Genomic DNA, 23460 nt, shown 5'->3' on the forward strand with positions numbered 1-23460 from the left:
GGGATCAACTGGTTTTACTCAATATAGAACTGTAGGAGGAATTGAGGTTAGAATATGGGTTACTGTCTCTTCAAATCATGGTGTTTGAAGCACTAGTTTTGGTGGTAACGTTACGACATAAACATTTTATTAGAGGTTTTCTAAATTTACATACACTCTAGATAGACTACATATCAACTTCAGATACTTGTTTTATGATACAAGTAATCAAACAAAAGGAGGGCAATACAAAATGATTACAACAGTATTAACAGGGCACTCTTTTAAGTACAGGAGATTATTAACAGGTGGAGAAAATGTTGAAGATGTACAGACAGATAAACATATTCCATATGAACAAAATGAATTGTAACAAACCCTAGAAAAGTACGATTCGAAGAAATTTGAGTTATAAAAAGAAAATAGATAAATTGACAAGAGAACAGCACTTTGTGTATATCACAGGTGCTTTTTATTTTCATTTTAATATAGGGCTTGCATTAAATTTTTACACTAAAATATATACGGCAAAAAGAGGGGAGTTCATTGCACAAAGTTATTTATGGAATATTAATTTTAATTTATACTTTGTATTCATTTTTTGTAAGTGATGGAAGTGAAGTAGGGTTTATTATGGTGTTAACTATAGTACTTATCTTTTCTGTGGTTTTAGAAAAAGGAAATGCAAACAAAACGACTGATTAAAGGTCTTTTTGTTTGCATTTTTTTAATTGGCTATTACAGTCCAGATGTTTTAGGGATAGCACCAAATCGCCATCAAGCTTAAAGAACGATTTATCCCCCAACAATAAATACGAGCAACATGCATAAAATTTTCGTTCTGGAGGTGGTATGAGATTTTGAGTTGATGGGCATGTGGTGCTCCCCCATACCCATCAACTTAAAAATTCAGAATTACCCCGAAATGAAAAAATGAGCATTTTTGTTACAAGTTAGCACAAAATTTCGTTCTGGGGGTACTATAAAATTGTAGCTTGATGGAGATTTGACGTTACCCCTATAAAGGTATGGTTTTCGTACTGTTAAATACAATTATGTCACTTAAGTAATGTGAGCGTCGCTGCTATTACATTGTCGACAAAGGAACGTTGGGGGCGAGATTTCATCATAACCGTTAGACCGATTAACGATACAATCAGTGCCTGTGCCAAAGACTTTGCATCTGTGTTGGCTTCCAGCTCACCTGATTGGATTCCTCGTTCGATCGTCTCCTGAAAAATGACGGCGAGGTACATTTGATGTTCTCTGGTCAAAATTTCAAATCTCTCATCATGAGGTGCTAGTTCAACCATTGTATTGATACAAAAACAACCTTTACTAAGATCCCCTGCGTATTCTTCATTGACGACATCGGCAATGAAAATAGAAAATGCCTCTTTTACAGAGGAGTGACTTTGAAGCCTATTTCGTATATCAGAGGCCCGAGACATTGTATACCTGCGAAGTGCGGCTTCAAACAATTCTTTCTTATCTCCAAAAGTCGAATAAATACTAGGGCGTTGAATGCCCATTCTAGAAGTAAGATCACTTAATGAGGTAGCCTCATATCCCTTCTCCCAAAATAACTGCATTGCTGCATCTAAAACTTGATCCTCATCAAATTCACGAGTTCTTGCCATTAAGAATTCTCCTCCTCAAACTTTGATTTTATTAATTGTTTTAGGATAGGTGTGTAGGTAATTACAATTGTTGTTTTTATTACCAAACAGTATGTAATTATTATATAATTAGCCATTCTTCCTGTCAAATCAACCTCCATTCATTTAATGCAATATTAACTTTAGTGCAAAAAAATCGTTGACATCATGAATAAGGCTAAGTTATATTTACCAGTAATCATATTGTACTGAACGGTACGTTATGATCAAAAATCTAATGTGATTGGAGGTTAAGGTATGTTTAAAACAGAGACAAATATAGAAGATGATCCACTCTACACTAAGATAAGTCATAAATCTTCCATAACAAAACCTAATTTGAATCAACAGCCATCCATGTCTCACGCTTTGGCATTATTGTTTGCGACTGCCTGTGGAATGTCTGTTGCCAATATTTACTTTGCACAGCCGTTGCTTGATCAACTATCTAATGAGTTTAGTATTAACCATTCCATTATTGGTATTGTTATTACCGTTACACAAATTTTTTATGGAGTGGGCTTACTGCTACTCGTACCGCTTGGAGATTTGCTAAACCAGCGACGTCTAATTGTCGGTCAGATGCTATTATCTACAACAGCTCTGGTTATAGTTGGTACTGCTTCCTCCAGCATGGTACTTTTCGCAGGTATGGCTTTGGTGGGTCTGCTTGCAGTTGTGACACAGACTCTCGTGGCGTTTGCAGCGACCATCGCTTCCCCTACAGAAAGAGGACGTGTCGTTGGCATTGTAACAAGTGGGATTGTTATTGGCATACTTCTTGCACGTACTTTTGCTGGTATATTAACAGATGTTGCGGGATGGCGTTCTGTATATCTATTTTCTGCTGCGCTCATGCTTTTGATGGTTTTTATGTTTATAAAGATGTTGCCCAATGTTGAGCGCGAGGTAAAATCGCTATCTTACCCTCAGTTGATTAGATCGGTGCTTGCTTTGTTTATTCAAGAACGAACGTTACGCGTTCGCTCCATTCTAGCCATGCTGATTTTTGCTGATTTCAGCATTTTGTGGACTTCACTAGTACTGCCACTTAGTACACCTCCAATTGCTCTATCTCATAGTGCAATTGGCGCATTCGGTCTTGTAGGTGTGGCTGGAGCCTTAGCTGCGGCACGGGCAGGGAAATTGGCCGATCAAGGTTACGGACAACGAACGACAGGTATTGCTTTAGCTCTATTATTGATTTCATGGTTGTTCATCAGTTATATAGAGCAGTCATTAATCGCATTAGTGATAGGGATAGTTCTACTTGATTTGGCCGTACAGGCAATACATGTCACGAATCAAACCATGATCCTTCCATTGCATACAGAAGCACGGAGTCGACTTACTGCTGGATATATGGTGTTTTATTCTATCGGCAGTGCTGGTGGTTCAATTGCTTCGACTCAAATATACGCACACTTTGGCTGGGGAGGGGTTTCCTTACTTGGAGCCTCTGTCAGTGCTTTCGCTCTTCTTTTTTGGGCTATGACCAGACGAGTTAAGATTTCATGAAATAAACGTGTGTTAGCCAATATGAGAAACACGTTACTACCATAAAGGAAATGTTTAATTTTTTTGACTTAAAATCTAATTGGACTAGGAGAGATAACAAATGGAAATAGGTATTACGTCTTTTGTAGAAACGAAACCAGATGTACATAGTGGTGAAGTGATAAGTCACGCACAGCGATTACGTGAAGTTGTTGAAGAAATCGTTCTTGCTGATCAAGTAGGACTTGATGTGTTTGGTGTTGGTGAGCACCATAGGAAGGATTATGCAGCATCCTCTCCAGCGATGGTTCTATCAGCCGCGGCACCACAAACGAAAAAGATACGGCTCGCGAGTGCAGTAACTGTGCTTTCTTCAGCTGATCCTGTGCGCGTTTTTCAGGATTTTTCTACACTGGATGGCATTTCAAATGGACGCGCAGAGATTATGGCGGGTCGTGGTTCCTTTATCGAATCTTTTCCATTGTTTGGCTATAACTTGAAAGACTATGAAGAACTGTTTGAAGAACATTTGGACCTACTGCTCAAAATACGTCAGTCCGAAAAAGTGACTTGGGAAGGCGGACATAGACCAGCAATCAATAATTTAGGTGTGTATCCAAGACCTGTTCAAAATCCTTTACCGATATGGGTTGGTAGTGGTGGGAATCAGGAATCTGCTATCCGTGCTGGTTTTCTGGGATTACCACTTATGCTGGCGATTATTGGTGGTAGCCCAATGCACTTTGCACGAATTGTACAGCTATATAAGAAAGCAGCGGCTCACGCTGGTCATGATGTATCAAAGCTTCAGGTGGGATCTCATTCAATTGGATTTGTTGGAGAGAATACGGAATCGGCAGCAGATACATTTTTCCCTTCCACTCAGGCAGGCATGAATAAACTTGGTAAAGAGCGGGGATGGCCTTATTATGATCGTTCCAGCTTTGATGCTGCACGAAGTTTTGAAGGGGCGTTGTATGTTGGTGATCCAGATACAGTCGCCGAAAAAATCATTCATCTTCGTAAGCATGTAGGGATTACACGCTTTATGATGTATGTACCATTAAGTACCATGCCACATGATCAAGTCATGCGTGCCATAGAATTGCTTGGAACAGAAGTTGCTCCTCGTGTAAGAGAGGAAATTGCCAAATGGGAAGCTGAAGGAGAACAGGAGACACATCTATTCCGTTAATTATTCCATAAGGATTACATCAGGTTTCATTATTTAACTGGAGGAATTTATATGAAAATTGACAGTCGAGTATTACCAGAATTAAAACAGGCTTTCTCACAATTTCCAGGCTTTCAATTAGAGGAGGATTTAGAGGCGAGTCGAAGTCTCTTGTCGAATCCACATTTGGAAAAATCAGAGCTTGTAAACATGACCAAGCGAATGATTCCTGGCGCAGCCGGCGAGATGTTAGTTAAAATTTACGAACCCGTTGAGAAAAATCTTGATAAACTTCCAGCTATGCTGTGGATTCACGGTGGTGGATACGTAATAGGCCACCCTGATATGGACGATGTTTTGTGTGAACGCTTTGTTCAGACTGCTGAATGCGTTGTTGTGTCTGTCGATTATCGACTTGCGCCCGAACATCCTTATCCAGCGGCTATTGAAGATTGTTATGCAGGCTTGGTTTGGATGACAAATGAGGCAGACTCGCTGGGCATTGATGTGAATCGAGTTGCGATCGCCGGTGCAAGTGGAGGCGGTGGACTAACAGCAGCGCTTGCGTTAATGGCTCGGGATAAAGGAGGTCCATCTATTATATTCCAGATGCCGCTGTATCCGATGCTTGATAGCCACAACATAACACCATCAAGCTATGAGATTACAGAAGACCACGCAACATGGAATAGATCAAACAATTTGACGGCTTGGAGTATGTACTTGGGCAAGGAGAAAGATTCCAACGAACTATCTCCCTATGCCGTACCTTCGAGAGCAGAAAACTTAGCAGGGCTACCGCCAACTTATACATGTGTAGGTCAACTCGATTTATTTCGAGATGAAACTATTGAATATGTAACACGACTTGCACAAGCAGGAGTAGATGTTGAATTTCATCTCTACCCCGGCTGCTTCCATTGCTTTGAAGTACTTGTGCCTGAAGCCGAAGTGAGTCAGCGTGCCAGTCAGAATTATTTTGATGCGATGGCACGGGCGCTTCATCCATAACTTATCTTAGTTCAGTCATCGGGGTGTTCAACTGAAGGCATGAGTGATAGCTCTAGGTTTATTCGATGAGCAAAGATTACAGGACAAAGTACAAATAGTGCCACCATATACTTTGAATTTTGCCCCTTACTCATTGATTAAAAACAGGAAATACTTCAAAGTTGGAATAGTTAACCAAGATTTCAAAATAGTGTGCTAGCAATTCAACTTTTTACTGCAGTTACGATGATAAGCACAATCAACACTTTGGAGCGTTTTTTTCGTAAGTCGAGTTACTTTTTTAATCGCATTCATACTAAACAGCAGCAGGAAAGGGCGCCAATTGAACATTGGCACCGTTTATAAGAAGCGATAGACTGCATCCTTAGCTGGATCTTCATTTCAAGCTCGGAAAAAATAGAATTAAGTTCTTTTGGTAGTTGATGACATTGGTTATTTTGAGCTATTGTAGTTAAGGCACCTCTTCTGTGGTAGTGATTTCTAGGTAATCTCACTATACCAAGGATCGAGGTGTTTTTCATTTTACTCAAGTTGTACAGTACACAATTGATAGACTCTAAATTCAATATAGCTAAATCTTCCCGCTTATTTTATAGGTGCGAAAGTTGAGTTATTTAATTCCCATCTTAATGAAGAATTATTGAAATATATTCCTCCATTAGAATGGGAACACATTAATATTCTAGGAAAATACCGATTTAGTATAAAAGAAATTGCATCATTAGACTTCCTACGATCACTACAAACAACTTAACAGTAAAAAGCCAATTATTCTCTTAGAGTACCGTTGAAGTGCACCTCCGATTGTTAGACTGTGTCTAACAATCGGGGTGCACTTCAGAATAATCGGCTTTTAAAATAATTAATGAGACCCTTTACGGATCTCATGTTTAGCTAAGATTGCTGTGTGTTTCTTTACCTAAAACGTGTAAGATTCACCATCGTCTGGTATTAACACATTAGACGTGATTCCTTTTTCATGAATAAAGCTCTTTAATTCTTCTCTAGACAATGCCCAATGGTTTATAGCTTCCATATGAACAGCAATAATTTTTGCGTTGGGAGCAGCCTTATACACTTCATAAACATCATCTTTCCCCATGACAAGAGAACCACCTTCAAAGAATTGGTTATCTCCAGCATTTACTACAATGATTTCTGGTTTATGTGTATCAATCACTTCTTGGACAGCGTCGTACCATACTGTATCCCCAGCTACATACAATGATTGCTCAGTTGAGTGCTTGAAGACAAAGCCACACACTAAACCAGTAAGTTTTAAAATTTCTCCTCTTCCGTGTTCGCCTTTTGTTTTGATTAATTGGATATTCTCAAAGACTGTATCCTCTTGTAAAGCCTCCACATTTTGAAAACCGGCGTTTCTAACTTCTGTAGCATCCTCTTCATTTTGTATAAACATTTTTATATCTTTTGGCAATATTCTTTGAGCTGCCTCATCAAAGTGATCTAAATGCAAATGAGTCAAAATGACAGCATCTATATTATTAATAATATTTTCAACGGATACTGGTAAGCTAACTAAAGGATTATTTTGATCTTGTCTTGGTGAATTTGGAAAAGGTGAGTAAGTACCTTTCTCAGCTAACATTGGATCTATTAAAAACTTTTTTCCTGCATATTCTACAACGATCGTTGCATTCCTAATTTGTGTGATCTTCATATTTACACTTCCTTTTATTTTTGTTTAGTAACTTACGTATATTCTATAACACTTGCAATATATATTTACATAGATAAAATCAAGTGTTTTTGTAGTTTGACTTGAATTTTGAAAGACCCAACATGTTTTTGTGTTCATGAGTATTAATTAAGCTAAACCACATTTCAATTGAAGAAATATAGAGATTCATTTAAAATAATGTGTGGAGAAAAAGAGTCACTTTATTCTTTTTTAAGTAAATGTGCTGAGCTATTTCAAAAAAATTTGTCATCAGCACAATTTTTAGCATTAACAAACTTATTAAAAAGCACTTCATTTACATAAAGATTTTTACACTTTTTTGAAAGGATTTGATTTTATGCTGGATCATACAGACATGCGAATATTAGAGGAATTATCTGGAAATAGTCGTATCACTATGAAAGAATTAGGAGAGAAAGTTCATTTGACAGGACAAGCCGCCGCATCTAGAGTTGCTAAATTAGAGGATAATGGGGTAATTGAAGGTTATAGCATTAAAGTAAATCAAGTTAAATTAGGTTGCTTTATGTATGCTTTTATTAATATCTATATAAAAGATACACATCATCAACCGTATCTTTCATTTATTAAAACATATGAGAAACACATCATAAATAACTATAAAATTAGTGGGGAAGGTTGTTATCTTCTTGAATGCAGATTTCCATCTAATGAATCATTAGATCAATTTTTAATGGATTTAAACAAGTATGCAAACTATAAATTATCCATTGTAATCAAGAAATAATACAGCACTAAAAATGTTCGTTTAATTCAAAATAGATAACTAATAAAAAGAAACGATTTTGAAAAAAGTTTTAAATAAACTAATCAAAACAGTTTCTTTTTCTTATGAAATTTTGCTTAGCGTACGAAATTCACGTTTTGATGGTGCGACCCCATGCCCATCAACTTAAGAATTCAGAATTACCCCAAAACGAAAAAATGAGCTTTTTGGTTACAAGTTAGCACAAAATCTTATTGTGGGTAGTTGTATTTTTTTTGCCTGATAGCAATGTGACGGTACCCCTGTAAGAAGTTCCATTACGGCCTTTTCAAACTCCTCAACGGTAATAGAATAGGCTAAAGATCATCCGTTTTTTCACGGACTTCCCTTATCCTAGGAAATACAAAACTATCAAGGACTTTAAAATAACGATGCTCTAAATGATGTTAGATTTTAGCCAATTCTATAATAGAGCTCCATATTTTTGTAAATGCCCCGTTGAAAGTTTACCTATACCGATATAAGGGTTTACATTTCTGAAAATTAAATCTATTATTAATAGTGGAAAATTAAGTAAGAAGGATGTGGTTCTGTGTCGAAGAAAATCATTCTATCAGGCTGGGAGCTAATTATTCATCTATTGTTGTCGTTTGTCGGTATACTAGCGGTTGGCTCTCTACCAATTCTATTCAAAGGGCTTTCAATAGATATTCCAGGGTATTTTAGTAGTATTTATAAAATTTGCGAGAAGATAATACTACATGCTTCATCTATGCAGTATGGTATGAAGATTAAAAAGGATTTGTTCCCACAAATATTTTTTCACTATAAAGAGACGATGGTTATACTCTCAATTTCACTGATTGTTTCATTAATAGTGTCATTTATACTAGTACACGTAATCTTAAGGGTTAACGAAAAATGGCAGAATAGGATTAAAGAATTCATGTTATTTCTTCAATCTTTACCTGACATATTGTTTATTGTTGGTTCCCAATTGTTGGTGGTATGGATATTCCAGAAAACTGGTGTTATGGCAGCACAAGTAGCAGGAATTGGAGACCAGAAGGTGCGACTCTTACCGATTATCTGTTTTTGTATACCTACCGTTATCATGTTTGTTAAGTTCTTACTTCTAAGATTTGAGGATGAGTTGAGAAAGGATTATGTGTTGTTCGCTGCTTCAAAGGGGATGGATCGTCTTCATATTTTAAACCACCATGTACTAAGAAACGTTCTATTAAGTACTTTGTTCTTTGTAAAAGCTAATATATGGTTTATGCTCTCTAACTTATACATAATAGAATCGATTTTCAATACTCTCGGATTCTTTGTTTTTATTAAAGAATACCAAAGTGTTGAGGTATTCACGGTTGGATTAATATTAATTTACTTACCTATATTCTTATTTTTTAAATGTTTCCATTGGTTGGTACCTACTGCGATGAAGGAGAAAATATAATATGTGGAATTATTTAAAACGTGATAAACGGTTCTGGTTAGGTGGTTTATTTTTAACAATATTAATGGTCCTAAGTATAGGAAATACTGTTTTTAATGACGGAAATATACATAAAGTAATCCTTCAATATGATAAAACTGGTTATCCTGAAGTGCCTCCATTTCCACCTTCAATGCAGTTTTTATTTGGTACCGACAGAGCGGGGTACGACTTACTCAATCTGATAATTGAAGGGGCAAAATGGACTATTGGGTTTGCAATCGTAGTAGCCATATTACGCATGGTGTTAGGCGTTATAATCGGTTTTTTACTTGGTGCATATGTTAAAAGAGGGTTTAAAAAAATTGAAGCATTTTTTGATAGTTTTACAATTGTACCAATGGTTATGATTTGTTATTTCATATTATCAGAAGTACTTATTTATGCAAATGGGACGATACCGGCTCCATTTTACCAAAGACTTCTATTCCAATTGGCTGTGATTGTTCTTTTAAGTGTTCCCACTCTATCATTATATGCTGCAAATGAAGTAAGGAAATTGCAAACTGAAGAGTTTGTTGAAGCTGCAAAGATCCTCGGTGGCGGAAAATTATACATTGTTGTTAAGCACATTCTTCCTCACCTGGTTCCAACGTTTATAATAATGCTTATGCAACAATTCGTACAAACACTAACATTGTTGCTTCATTTAGGCTTACTAACTTTGTTTTTTGGTGGAACAGTTCTTTATGGTGATGAGGCTGATTCTGTAACACATGAGTGGACTGGTTTAATTGGGATGTACTATCCTTCTCTATCTGCTGATACTTGGATTCCAATGGTTCCGATAATCTTCTTTAGTTTGACTGTTCTAGCTGCGAATAAAATAACTGATAGTATTCAAGATTCTTTAGAAAGAAACAGAGCTGCCAGTATCTCTGTTAAAAATACTAATAAGAGTGTTTTGCAGGTACCTGAAAATGAATTGTTTACATTCAAACATCAAGCATAAACACAGCTTTAATTCTCACTTACAAGGGGTATCATCATATCGCTACCAAGTTTATAAAAAGAAATGCCCCCTAAAATGAAAAAATACGTTATTCTTTCTGTAGAATCATAGGAAAGGATGGCGTATTTTATGTCTGTTTCTGTGTCTGACGAATTACAACTATTTGCTCAAGAGATTCAAAGTTTTTTATCTCCATATGCCTTACGGGATCTTGCTAGAGATGTTGGTTTTGTACAACGAACCAGTAAGTACCAAGCAAAAGATTTAGTAGCTTTATGTGTATGGGTGAGCCAAAATGTAGCTATGACTTCTTTAACTCAGTTATCTAGCTGTTTAGAAGCATCAACAGAAGTACTCATCAGTCCTGAGGGACTAAATCAACGGTTTAATAAGTCGGCCGTCCTACTCTTACAACAGCTACTAGCCGAACTACTAAGCAAAAAATTGGCCGCATCTATGCCGATTTCTTCTCCATACACTTCTGTTTTCAAGCGTATTCGTATTTTAGATTCAACTGCATTTCAACTCCCGGATGTATTTTCATCGGTTTATCCAGGTGCAGGAGGATGTAGCCATACTGCTGGGATAAAAATTCAACTTGAGTATGATTTGTTAAGCGGACAGTTCCTACATATTCATACAGGTCCAGGTAAACAACATGATCGTACTTACGGCTCTCTGTGTGCCCCAACTGTGACGGCAAATGATTTATTTATCCGAGATTTAGGTTATTTTCATTTAAAAGACCTTCAATATATACAAGATAAAGAGGCCTACTATATCTCTCGTATCAAGTCGAATACACGTATGTATCAAAAAAATCCTAACCCTGATTATTTTCAAGATGGAAGAATTAAGAAAGGTACAGAGTATATACAGTTAGATATGGAGATGTTACTGAACTCTCTTCAACCAGGACAAACATGTGAAATAGCTGATGCTTATGTAGGAATGATTGATAAAGTGCCAGCTCGTGTAATTGTTCATCGATTAACAAAACAACAGCAACAAAAACGATTACAAGATCAAGCTGTAAGAGAAAAAAAGAAAGGAATGAAGTATTCTTCTCGTAGTAAACGACTCAGTGGTATCAATGTATATATGACAAACACCCCTACAGATATTGTCCCGATGGGACAGGTACATGACTGGTATTCTTTGCGTTGGCAAATCGAAATTTTATTTAAAACGTGGAAGTCATTCTTTCAAATTCATCATTGTAAAAAGATAAAACCAGAACGATTGGAGTGCCATTTATATGGTCAGTTGATTGCCATTCTACTCTGTTCTTCTATCATGTTTCAAATGCGCCAATTGCTCCTCATGAAGAAAAAACGAGAGCTTAGTGAGTATAAAGCCATATATATGATTAAAGACTATTTTCTTCTTCTATTCCAAACTATACAAAAAAACACCCAAGAGCTATCAAAGGTGTTACTTCGTCTGTTCAATCTCCTACAGCAAAACGGGCGGAAATCTCATCGATATGAGAAAAAAACGGTCTTTGATATATTAGGTGTCGTTTACAATTCCATGTCTGATAATCAAGCCGCTTAATTCAAAAAAGTGAAACCCATTAGGGTTTATTTCGTATGCAAATCTTTCAATCACCTACACTTACCCCTTAGAAAAAAGAAACAAATTGACTTTGCATAAGCTTAGCTTGATAGCGATGTGGTGCGACCCCATACCCATCAACTTAGGAAATTCATCGTTCCCCAAAGCAAATAAAATAATTGTGAAATTTCCCTATTCACAATATGATAATAATGCAAGGAAAAATAAGGAAGCGGGGGACGTCGATTTATGAGTGTAGGTATTATGACCCATAACGAGGTTATTAGAATCGGTGATGCATATTTACTTCCATTAGTATCAAACTTGTACGGGTTGCAAGGCTATGAAGTCAAGCCGGTTAAGGCACATACCGGAGGGCGTAATGTCGTTTATACCTGTGAGAAAGAGGGCACTGATGCCAAGATACTTAGAATCTCCTTTTTAAATGACAGAAGCCGAGAAGATTTTCTGGGAGAAGTTGAGTACATCAGGTATTTATTCAAGCATGGAGGAAGTGTATCGGATGTAATCAGCTCTAAGAAGGGGAAACTGCTGGAAGAGATTATCTATAATAATCATACCTTTTTTATCTGTCTATTTAAAAAGGCAAAAGGAAAAATGCTTGTGGAAAATAATTATAGGTACCGGGAAGGAGTTCTGATCTCCGAGTATTATTATAATTGTGGTAAATCCCTAGGAAAACTGCACCAAATATCAAAGGGGTATACTCCTGTCCACCACCGGAATAGTTTTTCTGAAAAGTATAATGCCGAATATGTCGATAAACTTATACCTGACTCGTTATCGCTACTTAAGGAGAAGATGATACAGCTCCTTAAAACCTTAGAAGGATTGGACAGGAACCGTGAGTCTTTCGGTATGGTCCATTTTGATTACAACGATGGGAATTATTCGATAGATTTTGATACGGGGCAAATAACCGTATATGATTTCGATAATTCATGTTACTGTTGGTATATGTTTGACCTTGCAAGTCTCTGGACAAACGGAATGGGTTGGATACAATTTGAACCAGATGCGGATAAACGTAAAAAGTTTATGGATAATTATTTTGAAGTAGTCCTCGCAGGATACAAATCTGAGACCAAAATTGAAAATGCGATGTTAGAAAAGTTACCCTTATTTATCAAGGTAAACCTCATGGAATCTATTATAGAGGAATTCGACTGTATGCGGAACAATGGTGAAGAACCGGAATGCGATGAAGAGTTGTCATATCGCATAAAATGCTTGGAAGACGATATTCCGTATATGGGATTTTTTCATAAAATTTACTCGTGCAAAGAACCCTTTGAGTATGAGGAGCGAAATATATAGTCTTTTTGTAGCAACCTTTAATAATTTCTTAAGTTGATGGGTATGGGGTAGCACCACATCGCCATCAAGCTAAAAAATTGTATCCATAAAACGAAAAAAACGCTATTCTTTTTGTAGAAATATACAGAAAGGATAGCGTTTTTGATGAATCCTATCATTTCAAATGAACTGAATCTTTTCGCACAAGAGCTACAATACTTTTTATCTCCAGTATTCCTACAAGATATCGCCAAACAAGTTGGCTTTGTACAGCGATCTAGCAAGTATCAAGCCAACGAACTCATTGCCCTTTGCGTATGGATCAGCCAAGAAATTGCTAGCACATCACTTACACAATTGTGCAGTCAGTTAGAAGTTTCCACTGGGGTACTTATGAGCTCAGAAGGACTGAATCAACGCTTTAATCCAGCAGCTGTCGCATTTCTTCGAGAAGTCTTTACTTCTCTTCTCACACAAAAACTCTGTTCAAATCACTCACTTTCTGCACACGTGATCTCTACTTTCAATCGTATCCGTATTTTAGATGCAACAGTGTTTCAACTGCCTGACCATTTCGCCACTGACTATCAAGGTTCAGGTGGGAGTAGTAATACCGCAGGCGTGAAAATCCAATTGGAATATGATTTACTTAGTGGTCAATTTCTTAACGTGCAGCTTGGACCAGGAAAGAATAATGATAAAACATACGGTACTATCTGCCTTGAAACCGTAGAAGCGGGCGATTTGTGTTTACGTGATCTTGGTTACTTCGATTTAGGAGACTTACAAACCATTCATGATAAAAATGCTTATTATATCTCGAGGTTGAAGTTAAATACACGCATTTATATCAAGAACCCTGAACCAGAATACTTCAACAATGGTACGTTAAAAAAGCAGACAGAATACATCCAACTTGATATGACACAAATGATGTCTGGTCTAATCCCTGATGAAACGATAGAAATCCCCGAGGTATACATTGGCCAAAACCAGAAACTTCCAGTACGTGTTATTATCCATCGTTTAACCGATGATCAAACGCAAACACGCCTGAAAAACCAAGCGATACGTGAAAAGAAGAAAGGCATTGTCATGAAGGATAAAAGTAAACGTTTAATGGGCATGAATGTATATATCACGAACACGTCGCTAGAAGAAGTACCGACGAACTACGTGCATTCATTATATTCACTTCGTTGGCAGATTGAAATTTTGTTTAAAACGTGGAAGTCATTCTTTGAAATTGATGAATGTAAAAATATTAAAAGGGAACGCCTAGAGTGCCATTTATATGGACAACTCATGGGCATTCTCCTCTGTTCTTCTACAATGTTTCAAATGCGACAGTTTCTGCTTGAAAAGAAAAAGCAGGAGCTGAGTGAATACAAAGCGATTTATATGATTAAAGATTACTTTCCTTTACTGTTTCAAGCGATAGCCGTTGGCACAGAAGAACTTTTAAAAATTCTGCATCGCCTTTATCAGCTGCTCAAAAAAAACGGTCGTAAATGTCATAGGTATAAGAAGATGACCGTCTTTGATATTCTAGGGATTGTGTATAAAACGACGGTGAAGCATAGACAAGCTGCCTAGCGAAAAAATCGCATTTTAATAGGCTTCTTTAGCATGCCTACTTTTTTATCACTTGCTAGTTTTGAAACAAGAATCATTTCGTATCTAGTAATTTACTTGGTTAGCTTGATGGGCATGTGGTGCTACCCCATTATGTTGAAAAGGAAAAGAACATCTGTGGAACTAGTGGTGACAATAGAGTTGTTCCACAAATGAGACAGAAGAATAGTGTGCTCTATCTGGGAAAATTGGAATATTTATGATTATAGAAACTGTAGCTATTGAAAATAGAACAAATAAAAGCTAAATAACAATAATATAATCTCTTTTCTAGATATGCCTTTATCAAGAATCAAAAAACTTAATACCACTTAGTACAAAAGCATCAGAACTTGGGCTATAACCAACTAACTTTCTTGTTCCTTCAATATCAATTCGTTTAAACCTGTTGTTAGATACACCATGTAAAATTGAAAATGGAGGTAAGTTCTTTGCCGTCATCGACTTTAAGAGAAGGTCCATAAAATCTTCTGGGCTTAAGTATGCACTCATATCTCTAGCTGTTAGTGGTTTACCATATGGATTATAATCATCATATGCACCTATACGAATAGCAAGACTTTGTAACCCTTCTTCATAAGCAAAATAAGAAGCAACAGCCTCTGCAAAATACTTACTTACCCCGTACATATTTTTGGGTCTCGTGGGTGAATAAGCATGTGGTTGATAATCCAAAGGATAGCCTTCAATTGTTTGAGCACTGGAAGCAACTATCACTTTGGATACATTATTATCACTAGCAGCTCTAAAAATATTATAGGTTCCCTTTATATGATTTTCTAATAAGGAGCCATAAAAATCAGCATTTGGCGAAGGATTACCTGCCAAGTGTATAACTATATCTATACCTTTCGTAAATTCTTGACAAGCAGCTAAATCAGAAACATCTAAATATACGATTTCATGATTTGTATCTTTAAAAGTTTCTAAAGCAGATAAGTTAATATCTGCTAGCCGTAACTGGTAATTCCCTTGCTTATCTAGGAATCTTGTAACATCTTGGCCAATCTTACCTGCAGCACCTGTAACTAAAATTTTTTGCATTTCACTTCATCCTTCCATAAAAAATACATCCCTTGTCAAGGGTCATATAATCGAGCATGCACTTATTGTATGTTGGTAATGGCATTAAATAAAACGAAGAAATATAATGGAGACATGAATAAAATTCATGAGGAGGACCATAGTGACTTTAATAAAATATGAAATATTTAACAAAGTGGCAGAACTCAATAGTTTTACAAAAGCTGCAGAAGTGTTAGGTTTCACCCAATCTGCTGTAAGTCATGCAATTAGCAGTTTGGAAAAAGAGTTTTCCTTTCCTTTATTTATTCGTAATCACTCTACTTTAACATTGACCAAAAATGCAGAGGAGCTTTTAATTACCGTTCGGAAAATTTTATACTATAACAACATGCTGAAGCAGGAAGTAGCCGCTATCAATGGGTTCCAAAAAGGAACAGTAAGAGTGGGGGTTTTTTCGAGTATTTCCAAAAACTGGATTCCTGGTATTCTTAAAAAAATGGAGGAAAAGTTTCCAAATATTGAAATCGAATTACTGGAAGGAAATTATGCTGAGGTTGAGAATTGGTTACAAAACGGGAGATTAGATTGTGGATTTATTAATAATGATACTTACTTTGGATCATTTGAAAAATCCTTTGAAATCGTACAATTGAAGAGGGATCGACTTTTATGTGTTGTATCTAACCAATCCCCATTATGTAAGGAAAACCAAGTATCAATGCAACAAATAGAAAATGTACCTTTTATTATGCCAACATATCAGTGTTATGATGATATTCAAAAAATATTTAGGGAGAATAAAGTTAGCCCCAATATTCGATTCGAAAATATGAATGAATACTCAGTGATCTCCATGGTGGAGAATAATCTAGGAATTAGTATATTGCCAGAAATGATTATACCGACATCAAAAATTTCTTTTGCAGCAATTCCACTTGAAAGTGATAGCTATCGAACTATTGGATTAGCTATAAGAAAACCAACCTCACTCGCGACTAAGAAATTTTCTGAGATTACTAAAAGGTGGGTATCATTTGAATCAATTTAATTTTGCCAAAATCTGAGTTATTTAAACTGATATGGTTCTTCTTGAATGGAGCAGATTAGTTCAATAAGCAATGAGAAAAAGTTATATATTATGTGTTGATGTAGAACTATAATATAAAAAAATCAAGAGGTAATTATATGGTAATATATAAATTATACGACAGAATACCCTAATAACTTTGACTAATTACTAAACCTATATGAATCTTTATGATGGAATTCACTTAAATTAACAAGTAATGATTTGGAACGAATGTGCAATCAAAGTTGATACGCCATACACATTTGATGAAAAATAATTAGTGGGTATGGGACGTGTTATTTCAGATGGTGTAATTACTGGAGTAGTTTGGGGAATATGCGTTCTATCAATCTATCTGTCCGAAGGAATCGCCGCCATGTACAAATCGCGCTGGGCAATTGAATCATTTTTCCGCTGGATTTAGCTGAATTTGAACGTTCCCGTATTGTTTGGCACAACATCCAATGCGTTGTTCAATCAGTTATTCACAGCTATAATTGCCTATGCTTTGTTGAAATTTCTTCGTGCACAAGGCCAAAAGAAAAAATAAACGCTTGTCATTTGCAGGTTTCACACGCCTGTTTCTTTGTGAAGCCTTGTCAATTGAGTAGCAAATTAGTTTGAAAGAAACACTTGAATTCTACAGGTCGATAAATCAAGAAACTGTATTACTTTGGTTAATCAACATACGTGTTAATTTATAGTATAATAATTGCTTGAAATAATGCGGTGGAAAACAGGGAAAAGAGGGAACCGATGCCTACTATACTAGTTGCTGACGACGATGCGAACATTCGCGAACTCGTCTGTTTATTTCTACGCAACGACGGATTCGCAACAGCTGAAGCAGCGGACGGCAAGGAAGCACTGGCCGTCTACATCTCAACGAATGTCGATCTTGTCGTACTTGACATTATGATGCCGATTATGGATGGTTGGACGTTAAGCAAGGAGCTCCGAAGAGCCAATCCTGATCTACCTTTACTTATGCTGACTGCGAGAGGAGAAACATGGGAGAAAGTGAAAGGTTTCGAACTTGGGACGGACGATTATTTAACCAAACCATTCGATCCGTTAGAGTTGACGGTTCGTGTTAGGGCACTACTCAAACGATACAAGATTGGCTCCACGCAGACGATCCATTTAGGGAACGTCATCCTTGATCGACAGACCTATAAGGTCATGAAAGGGACGGAGTCGCTTACGTTGCCGCTAAAGGAGTTCGAATTGCTGTATAAGCTCGCTGGAACACCCGGACAAGTCTATACGCGCGTGCAGTTGATCGATCAGATTTGGGGTATCGATTACGCCGGAGATGATCGAACGGTAGACGTACATATTAAACGGTTGCGTGAGCGGTTCGCGACAACACCCGATTTTCGGATCGAAACGGTGCGCGGGCTTGGGTATCGGCTTGAGGTTTATGAATGATCAGATCCTTATATATACGTGTTGTCCTGACATTTTTAGTCTCCATCATCGGGGGCACGATCATTTCTTTTTTTGTGTCAACTTGGATATTCGAAGATAAATTGAACGAAAACGCTCAAATCAACTCACGTAACTTTGGCCAAGACATCGTCCGGATTTACAAGACCTTTCCGTTACGTGAAGCGGACTTGTTCGTAAGTGAAATGAAGCAGCTCGATTCTTATTATATTCGAATTTACGAAGCAACGGGTCAGGTCAAGTCTTACGGTAAACTTCACGGACACAAACCTGCGCCTGTGACGATGGAGCAACTAAAGAAAGTATTAGATGGAGGTGTTGTTCAGGACACTCCTAATGGTATTGCCACGGTCCTCTTAGGGTTGCCGTTGAAAACGGAAATGGGAACGAAAGCGATATTTTTGGAAGCGCTCGCCCCTCCTTCATCCTCTTTTGTCACAAAGTGGGCATTGGTCTTTGCAACATGTTCGTTGATTGCAGGAAGCTTATTGATTCTAGTTGCCTCTGTATTCCTGGTAAGACCGATAAAAAAGCTGACAAAAGCGACCAGGCGGATAGCATCTGGAGATTTCAACGTCAAGTTGAATATTAAGCAAACGAGTGAGCTGGGTACTTTGGCTCGCAGCTTCGAAGAAATGATGCACGATCTGCAGCAACTTGAGCAGATGCGCAGGGAATTCGTAACGAACGTGTCGCACGAGGTTCAATCTCCGCTCACTTCGATATCCGGTTATGCTCTAGTGCTTAAGCAAGTTGACCTTTCAGAATACGAACGAAGCCGTTATCTTGATATTATCATCACTGAAGCGAAAAGGATGTCCAAAATGAGCGATAACCTGCTAAAGCTGAGTTTTCTTGAATCGCAGTCAAAGCAACTGCGGCTCGTCACGCTCAGCCTCGATGAACAAATCCGACGGATAATTGTGGCGCTCCAGCCACAATGGTCTGCTCGCGATATACATTTCGAGCTTGATTTACAGACAGTTAAAGTAACGGCTGATCATGACCTGTTAAATCAGGTATGGACGAATATCCTCAGAAATAGCATCAAATTTTCCGAGGATGCCGGCGTGATTAACGTAAGCATCAAACAAGATATCAAAAACGTGACAATCCGAATATCCGACACTGGTATTGGTATTCACCTTGACGACCAGAAGCGTATATTCGAGCGTTTTTTTAAGGCCGATCGTTCCCACAGTCGTAAGTATGACGGAAGTGGTATGGGACTCGCTATCGTTAAACAGATCGTGTCGCTTCATCAAGGTGACATCCGAGTGAAAAGTGAACTTGGTCAAGGAACGACCTTCATTGTCACCTTGCCAATCACTACACCAACAGATTAGTTAGATTCATTCTCTATGCTACGACTCATATGCAAGCTTACTTGCATATAGAGCCGTAGCATTTTTTTTGGCAGTTCATATTCAGTTCATATTGTCGTCATGGTGAGTACATCTTCATTGGTTAAGTTTTCATTACAGGCACATGAAGGAAGGCAAACAGATCAGGACAGGAGAAGATGACAGTGACACAACAAGAGGAAAAGAAAACGCTGAGTGGAATGAAAATAAAGAAAGTGCGAAACATCTTACTTAAAATCATAGGAGCAATCGTTCTAGCCATTGTACTTTTTTTAGGTATTGTTTATATCGTAAATGTGATGAGTAGTCATTCGGAGCAAAAACGAATAGTGCCCTACGGGCAGCACGTATCTGTAGACGGGAAAAACATGAATGTGTTAATTCAAGGCGAGGGCGAGGAAACGATCGTGCTCCTGCCTGGTTATGGAACAGCTACTCCAGGGCTTGATTTTAAGCTTCTTGTCGATGAATTATCTCCATTTTATAAAGTTGTTGTGGTAGAGCCTTTCGGTTATGGATTAAGTGATGAAACTGTAAAAGAGCGAACCACGGAGAATATGGTAAGTGAAGTTCATGAAGCTCTACAGCAGCTTAATATTAACAGATACATGCTCATGGGCCACTCCATTGCAGGCATTTATGGAATTGATTATGTGAATAAATATCCAAACGAGGTGACTGCATTTGTCGGAATCGATAGCAGTGTTGCAACACAACCGGGTATAGATATCAATTTCCCATTAAAAACGTTTGCATATCTCAAAAAATCAGGCCTCTTAAGATTGGCTATGAAAATCAGTGCTGACCCCTATGCTGGACTGGCATTTGATGAAAAAACCGTAGAGCAAATGAAAATGATTTCGAATAAAAACATGTATAATGACACAACCTTGAATGAGATGGACCATATTTCGTCTAATTTTAAAGGGGCTCAAGGTTTAATCTTCCCTAAATATCTTCCACTTCTTCTCTTTGTACAAGCGAATAGTGAAGATGTAGCAGGATGGATACCTCTGCATGAAGGGCAGATCAAAGACTCGGTACATGGAAAAGTAGTAACCATGGATGGATCACATTATTTACACCATACCAAATTCAAAGAAATCGCTGAAAACGTTAGACTATTTATGAAAGAAGTAAAGTAAGTGTTCAGAGAAATGTTCATCCGTTATTTTATGCATTTGTCTACAGTCTGCAAGACCATCATTTCGATGGTCTTTTTTATGTCCAAACAGTTGTATATTTCCAAACGAAGATTATACTTTCGCCTGAAAGACATTGGGTTTCATTTTCATATTAACTAACGAGGCAGGTGTGCGGCCAAGCCTAGGTCGTATCATATAACGGGTGGGATTCCCGTCGAGTAAGAACTAGCCATTCGCTCGTAGCGAGTCTTGGAGGGCTAAAGGTAACTTTAGTCTTTAAGCGTAGACAGTTAGGTGGCGGATTTGCTTTACTGATCGTTCTATTCATCCTGTTAATCATTATAGGATGTAGTTGTTGGGGCGGCGGATTCGGTTACTAAAAAAAGGGGCACTCATAAGAGTGTCTTTTTTCTCAATATAAGAACTCTAAGAATATGATATTATTTTAATGCAAATTCCCTTTTGTGCAATGAGATAGTAATGTCCAACAAAAAACCCACCTATTTCCGTAGGTGGGCCTTATCTTTATTACACAATATCAAAGTATACTCTCTTTTTCTCGTGAATTTTATGTAATTATACATATTTGTAAAAATTACATAAAATAAATATTACATGTAGTAAAATATAAATTGTGGACACGTTCTATAAAGCTGATTCTCCGATTAGAAGGCGTAACACATCTCAACCATATAGGTGTGGCGTTGCTTTAATCTAGCCAAACAAACGATCTCGATTCTCTTGTATTTGTACACTAACAATCTGTTGAAAATAAATGATTCTGTTTTATAGGACGTGTTTACTTAATGTCCAATACATATTATTAAATTAAAGTGGTTCAAGTCGGAGGAAGGCACCGGCACCTTAGGGTGTCTTTTTTTTATGTAATAATGCATAGAATATTAAATTTAACAGATATTATGATATACTCTCAAGGTGTGATACATAATTTCTTTAAATTGGAAAACTAAACCTTATCTACCCAATTGTGGGGGACGCCTTATGGCGTCTTTTTTTTAGGACGTGCTCAATTCAGGCGTAAAAACATAAGGTAAAGTGAACCCGTTAAAATACATGGAATGAACCCTAGTTTCACCCTCTTATCTAAAGGAGGAAATATTATTATGGGATATGGTGGTAGTTGCGGCGAAGGCTGCGGATTTGCTGGAGGATTTGCTTTACTTGTTGTATTATTTATTTTATTAATCATTATCGGATGCAGTTGCTTCTGCTAAAAAACTATTGGAAAAGACACTCTTATATGGGTGTCTTTTCTTTATGGGGTCTCACCACATCGCCATCAACTAAAAAAATATATAAAACCCCCAAAAAGGAATTTTATATATTTTCAATTTGAAGAGATCAATTTCCTCGTTTGAGGTATTTGTTTACCTTATCATGAGGACAATAAAGTGTTTTATATTATATTTTTTTGAAATATCAGTAAATTATTTGATGAATTAATAAGTTACTATTAATCTATAAATAGTAACAGTGCAGTAATCCAAAAGAAAAATGCTCAAATCGATAAATAGGGGAGGATTCTAGATGAAGGTAAATCAGAATATTGTTTTAAAAATTATTGGGTTAGAATTTTTATTAATGATTTTTTACACGCTTAACGGGGCCTATCAAACTATTACTAAGCCATCCAGTCCAGTATTACAATTTATTGGACTTGTTCCTTTAGCAGTGGGAATTTTAATATATTTAACAATAAAGAACAAGTGGAAATTCTATTTCTTTGATATTAAGTTAAATAATTCAATGAAGAATACCATTTTATTAAATTCCCCATTAGTGATTGTTCTATTAGTAATACTACTTGGTAATAAAGGATTAAACACAACATCGGTATCTGACTTATTTTTTATGTTTATCATGCAATTTTTTGTTGTTGCATTTATTGAGGAAATCTTTTTTCGTGGATTTATGCTCAAAATGTTGTTTTCAAAGGGGATAAAAAAATCAGTTTTGATTTCGAGTTTTTTGTTTGGTCTCACCCATTTATTACAACTAATTGGTGGGCAGTCTATTGAAGATACCATTTTACAAATCATATATGCATTTTTAGTTGGACTTATTCTGTCCTTACTTATCGTAAATAAGCAATCAATTATTATCACCATTACTTTCCACACTTTTAATAATTTCTTTAATTTTATGGGGAATGTTCAAGCCTCGTCGCTTTTCGCATATGTTATTATTGCAATTTTATTCTTCTACACCATATATTTATGGAAACGTGCTAATAAAAAAGAGTGTATTCGACAGGAAATAAATATAGCAGTTTGAGTTGTGATATTACCTTTTCAGTATAGAGGGCAGCCTGGTACCGCAATATTACCTTTAAAGGGGCTTGCTGCATGCTCATCAACTTAAGAGATTAATTATTCCCCTAAAATGAAAAAATACGTTATTCTTTCTGTAGAATCATAGGAAAGGATGACATTAGGCATGGTTAAACTAATAGAAATGATACATTAAACGTATTTAATGAGTCTGCTAGGTATAAAGATAATTGATAATCATACAATGATATGGAAGGGCCTTTTCTAACGTGTTAGTTACCTCAACGTATATGTATCTCTTGGCGCCTGGGCGAGGGTGCTTTTTTTATTGCACATTATAATATGGACAAGCATAATATTATGTAACAGGACGAGTTTTTCGTGTCCTATTCAATGCTCAGGATAA

Annotated in this window: 19 protein-coding genes and 2 pseudogenes; 18 read left to right on the top strand and 3 right to left on the bottom strand. The window is 36.9% G+C overall.

Features of this window, described 5'->3' with window-relative positions:
• Nucleotides 1–525 precede the first annotated feature (525 nt).
• On the top strand, nt 526–684 hold the full coding sequence (locus ABH959_RS13690; protein ID WP_002137521.1) for a hypothetical protein: 159 nt from the start codon (nt 526–528) through the stop codon (nt 682–684).
• A gap of 353 nt (nt 685–1037) precedes the next feature.
• On the opposite strand, the gene ABH959_RS13695 is transcribed toward ABH959_RS13690, so the two are convergent.
• Nucleotides 1038–1619 carry a TetR/AcrR family transcriptional regulator gene (locus ABH959_RS13695; protein WP_201031510.1) on the bottom strand — a complete coding sequence of 194 codons (582 nt, stop codon included), beginning with the start codon at nt 1617–1619 and terminating at the stop codon, nt 1038–1040.
• Nucleotides 1620–1895: 276 nt separating this feature from the next.
• Between ABH959_RS13695 and ABH959_RS13700 the strand changes: the two genes are divergently transcribed.
• The 3 genes from ABH959_RS13700 (at nt 1896) to ABH959_RS13710 (ending at nt 5319) form a co-directional block, all read left to right on the top strand.
• A complete protein-coding gene (locus tag ABH959_RS13700; RefSeq protein WP_113935990.1) occupies nt 1896–3155 on the top strand; it encodes an MFS transporter in 1260 nt (419 codons plus the stop codon).
• A gap of 100 nt (nt 3156–3255) precedes the next feature.
• On the top strand, nt 3256–4329 hold the full coding sequence (locus ABH959_RS13705) for an LLM class flavin-dependent oxidoreductase (protein WP_088293829.1): 1074 nt from the start codon (nt 3256–3258) through the stop codon (nt 4327–4329).
• Nucleotides 4330–4380: 51 nt separating this feature from the next.
• Nucleotides 4381–5319 carry an alpha/beta hydrolase gene (locus tag ABH959_RS13710; protein ID WP_113935989.1) on the top strand — a complete coding sequence of 313 codons (939 nt, stop codon included), beginning with the start codon at nt 4381–4383 and terminating at the stop codon, nt 5317–5319.
• A 919-nt stretch (nt 5320–6238) separates the two neighbouring features.
• Here ABH959_RS13710 and ABH959_RS13715 read toward each other — a convergent pair.
• The gene (locus tag ABH959_RS13715; protein WP_113935988.1) at nt 6239–7000 is read right to left on the bottom strand and encodes an MBL fold metallo-hydrolase; all 762 of its coding nucleotides are present in this window, start codon (nt 6998–7000) and stop codon (nt 6239–6241) included.
• Between the two features lie 358 nt (nt 7001–7358).
• Between ABH959_RS13715 and ABH959_RS13720 the strand changes: the two genes are divergently transcribed.
• From ABH959_RS13720 to ABH959_RS13745, 6 genes are all read left to right on the top strand, one after another.
• A complete protein-coding gene (locus ABH959_RS13720; RefSeq protein ID WP_002087562.1) occupies nt 7359–7769 on the top strand; it encodes an Lrp/AsnC family transcriptional regulator in 411 nt (136 codons plus the stop codon).
• Nucleotides 7770–8340: 571 nt separating this feature from the next.
• Nucleotides 8341–9210 (top strand): ABC transporter permease subunit, encoded by an 870-nt coding sequence (locus ABH959_RS13725; protein ID WP_063225630.1) that lies wholly within the window; start codon nt 8341–8343, stop codon nt 9208–9210.
• Between the two features lies 1 nt (nt 9211).
• Nucleotides 9212–10201 (top strand): ABC transporter permease, encoded by a 990-nt coding sequence (locus ABH959_RS13730; protein ID WP_088044762.1) that lies wholly within the window; start codon nt 9212–9214, stop codon nt 10199–10201.
• A 129-nt stretch (nt 10202–10330) separates the two neighbouring features.
• The gene (locus tag ABH959_RS13735; RefSeq protein ID WP_113935985.1) at nt 10331–11758 is read left to right on the top strand and encodes an IS4 family transposase; all 1428 of its coding nucleotides are present in this window, start codon (nt 10331–10333) and stop codon (nt 11756–11758) included.
• A 249-nt stretch (nt 11759–12007) separates the two neighbouring features.
• Nucleotides 12008–13096, top strand: coding sequence for a phosphotransferase enzyme family protein (locus tag ABH959_RS13740; protein ID WP_181777890.1), 1089 nt, complete (start codon nt 12008–12010; stop codon nt 13094–13096).
• A gap of 144 nt (nt 13097–13240) precedes the next feature.
• Nucleotides 13241–14671 (top strand): IS4 family transposase, encoded by a 1431-nt coding sequence (locus ABH959_RS13745; protein ID WP_113935984.1) that lies wholly within the window; start codon nt 13241–13243, stop codon nt 14669–14671.
• A gap of 324 nt (nt 14672–14995) precedes the next feature.
• On the opposite strand, the gene ABH959_RS13750 is transcribed toward ABH959_RS13745, so the two are convergent.
• Complete coding sequence (locus ABH959_RS13750) at nt 14996–15754, bottom strand: NAD-dependent epimerase/dehydratase family protein (RefSeq protein ID WP_404492723.1); 759 nt, start codon at nt 15752–15754, stop codon at nt 14996–14998.
• 142 nt (nt 15755–15896) lie between these two features.
• Here ABH959_RS13750 and ABH959_RS13755 point away from each other — a divergent pair, with 142 nt between their 5' ends.
• The 8 genes and pseudogenes from ABH959_RS13755 (at nt 15897) to ABH959_RS13790 (ending at nt 23058) form a co-directional block, all read left to right on the top strand.
• Nucleotides 15897–16784 carry a LysR substrate-binding domain-containing protein gene (locus tag ABH959_RS13755; RefSeq protein ID WP_404492725.1) on the top strand — a complete coding sequence of 296 codons (888 nt, stop codon included), beginning with the start codon at nt 15897–15899 and terminating at the stop codon, nt 16782–16784.
• Nucleotides 16785–16931: 147 nt separating this feature from the next.
• Nucleotides 16932–17175: pseudogene (locus ABH959_RS13760) on the top strand (GNAT family N-acetyltransferase); the annotation flags it as partial.
• 386 nt (nt 17176–17561) lie between these two features.
• Nucleotides 17562–18236 (top strand): response regulator transcription factor, encoded by a 675-nt coding sequence (locus ABH959_RS13765; RefSeq protein ID WP_001142154.1) that lies wholly within the window; start codon nt 17562–17564, stop codon nt 18234–18236.
• Nucleotides 18233–19600: a sensor histidine kinase gene (locus ABH959_RS13770; RefSeq protein ID WP_404492727.1), complete on the top strand. Its 1368-nt coding sequence runs from the start codon at nt 18233–18235 to the stop codon at nt 19598–19600. Before ABH959_RS13765 ends, ABH959_RS13770 begins: the two co-directional genes overlap by 4 nt.
• Before the next feature lie 182 nt (nt 19601–19782).
• Complete coding sequence (locus tag ABH959_RS13775) at nt 19783–20763, top strand: alpha/beta hydrolase (RefSeq protein WP_404492729.1); 981 nt, start codon at nt 19783–19785, stop codon at nt 20761–20763.
• 293 nt (nt 20764–21056) lie between these two features.
• Nucleotides 21057–21143: pseudogene (locus tag ABH959_RS13780) on the top strand (YjcZ family sporulation protein); the annotation flags it as partial.
• Nucleotides 21144–21887: 744 nt separating this feature from the next.
• Nucleotides 21888–21998: a YjcZ family sporulation protein gene (locus tag ABH959_RS13785; RefSeq protein ID WP_000540371.1), complete on the top strand. Its 111-nt coding sequence runs from the start codon at nt 21888–21890 to the stop codon at nt 21996–21998.
• 313 nt (nt 21999–22311) lie between these two features.
• Nucleotides 22312–23058, top strand: a complete 747-nt coding sequence (locus ABH959_RS13790) for a CPBP family intramembrane glutamic endopeptidase (RefSeq protein WP_404492731.1) — start codon at nt 22312–22314, stop codon at nt 23056–23058.
• The last annotated feature ends 402 nt before the right edge of the window (nt 23059–23460 follow it).

This window comes from Bacillus sp. RC51, from assembly GCF_044908115.1.
In the GTDB taxonomy this organism is placed as follows: domain Bacteria; phylum Bacillota; class Bacilli; order Bacillales; family Bacillaceae_G; genus Bacillus_A; species Bacillus_A mycoides.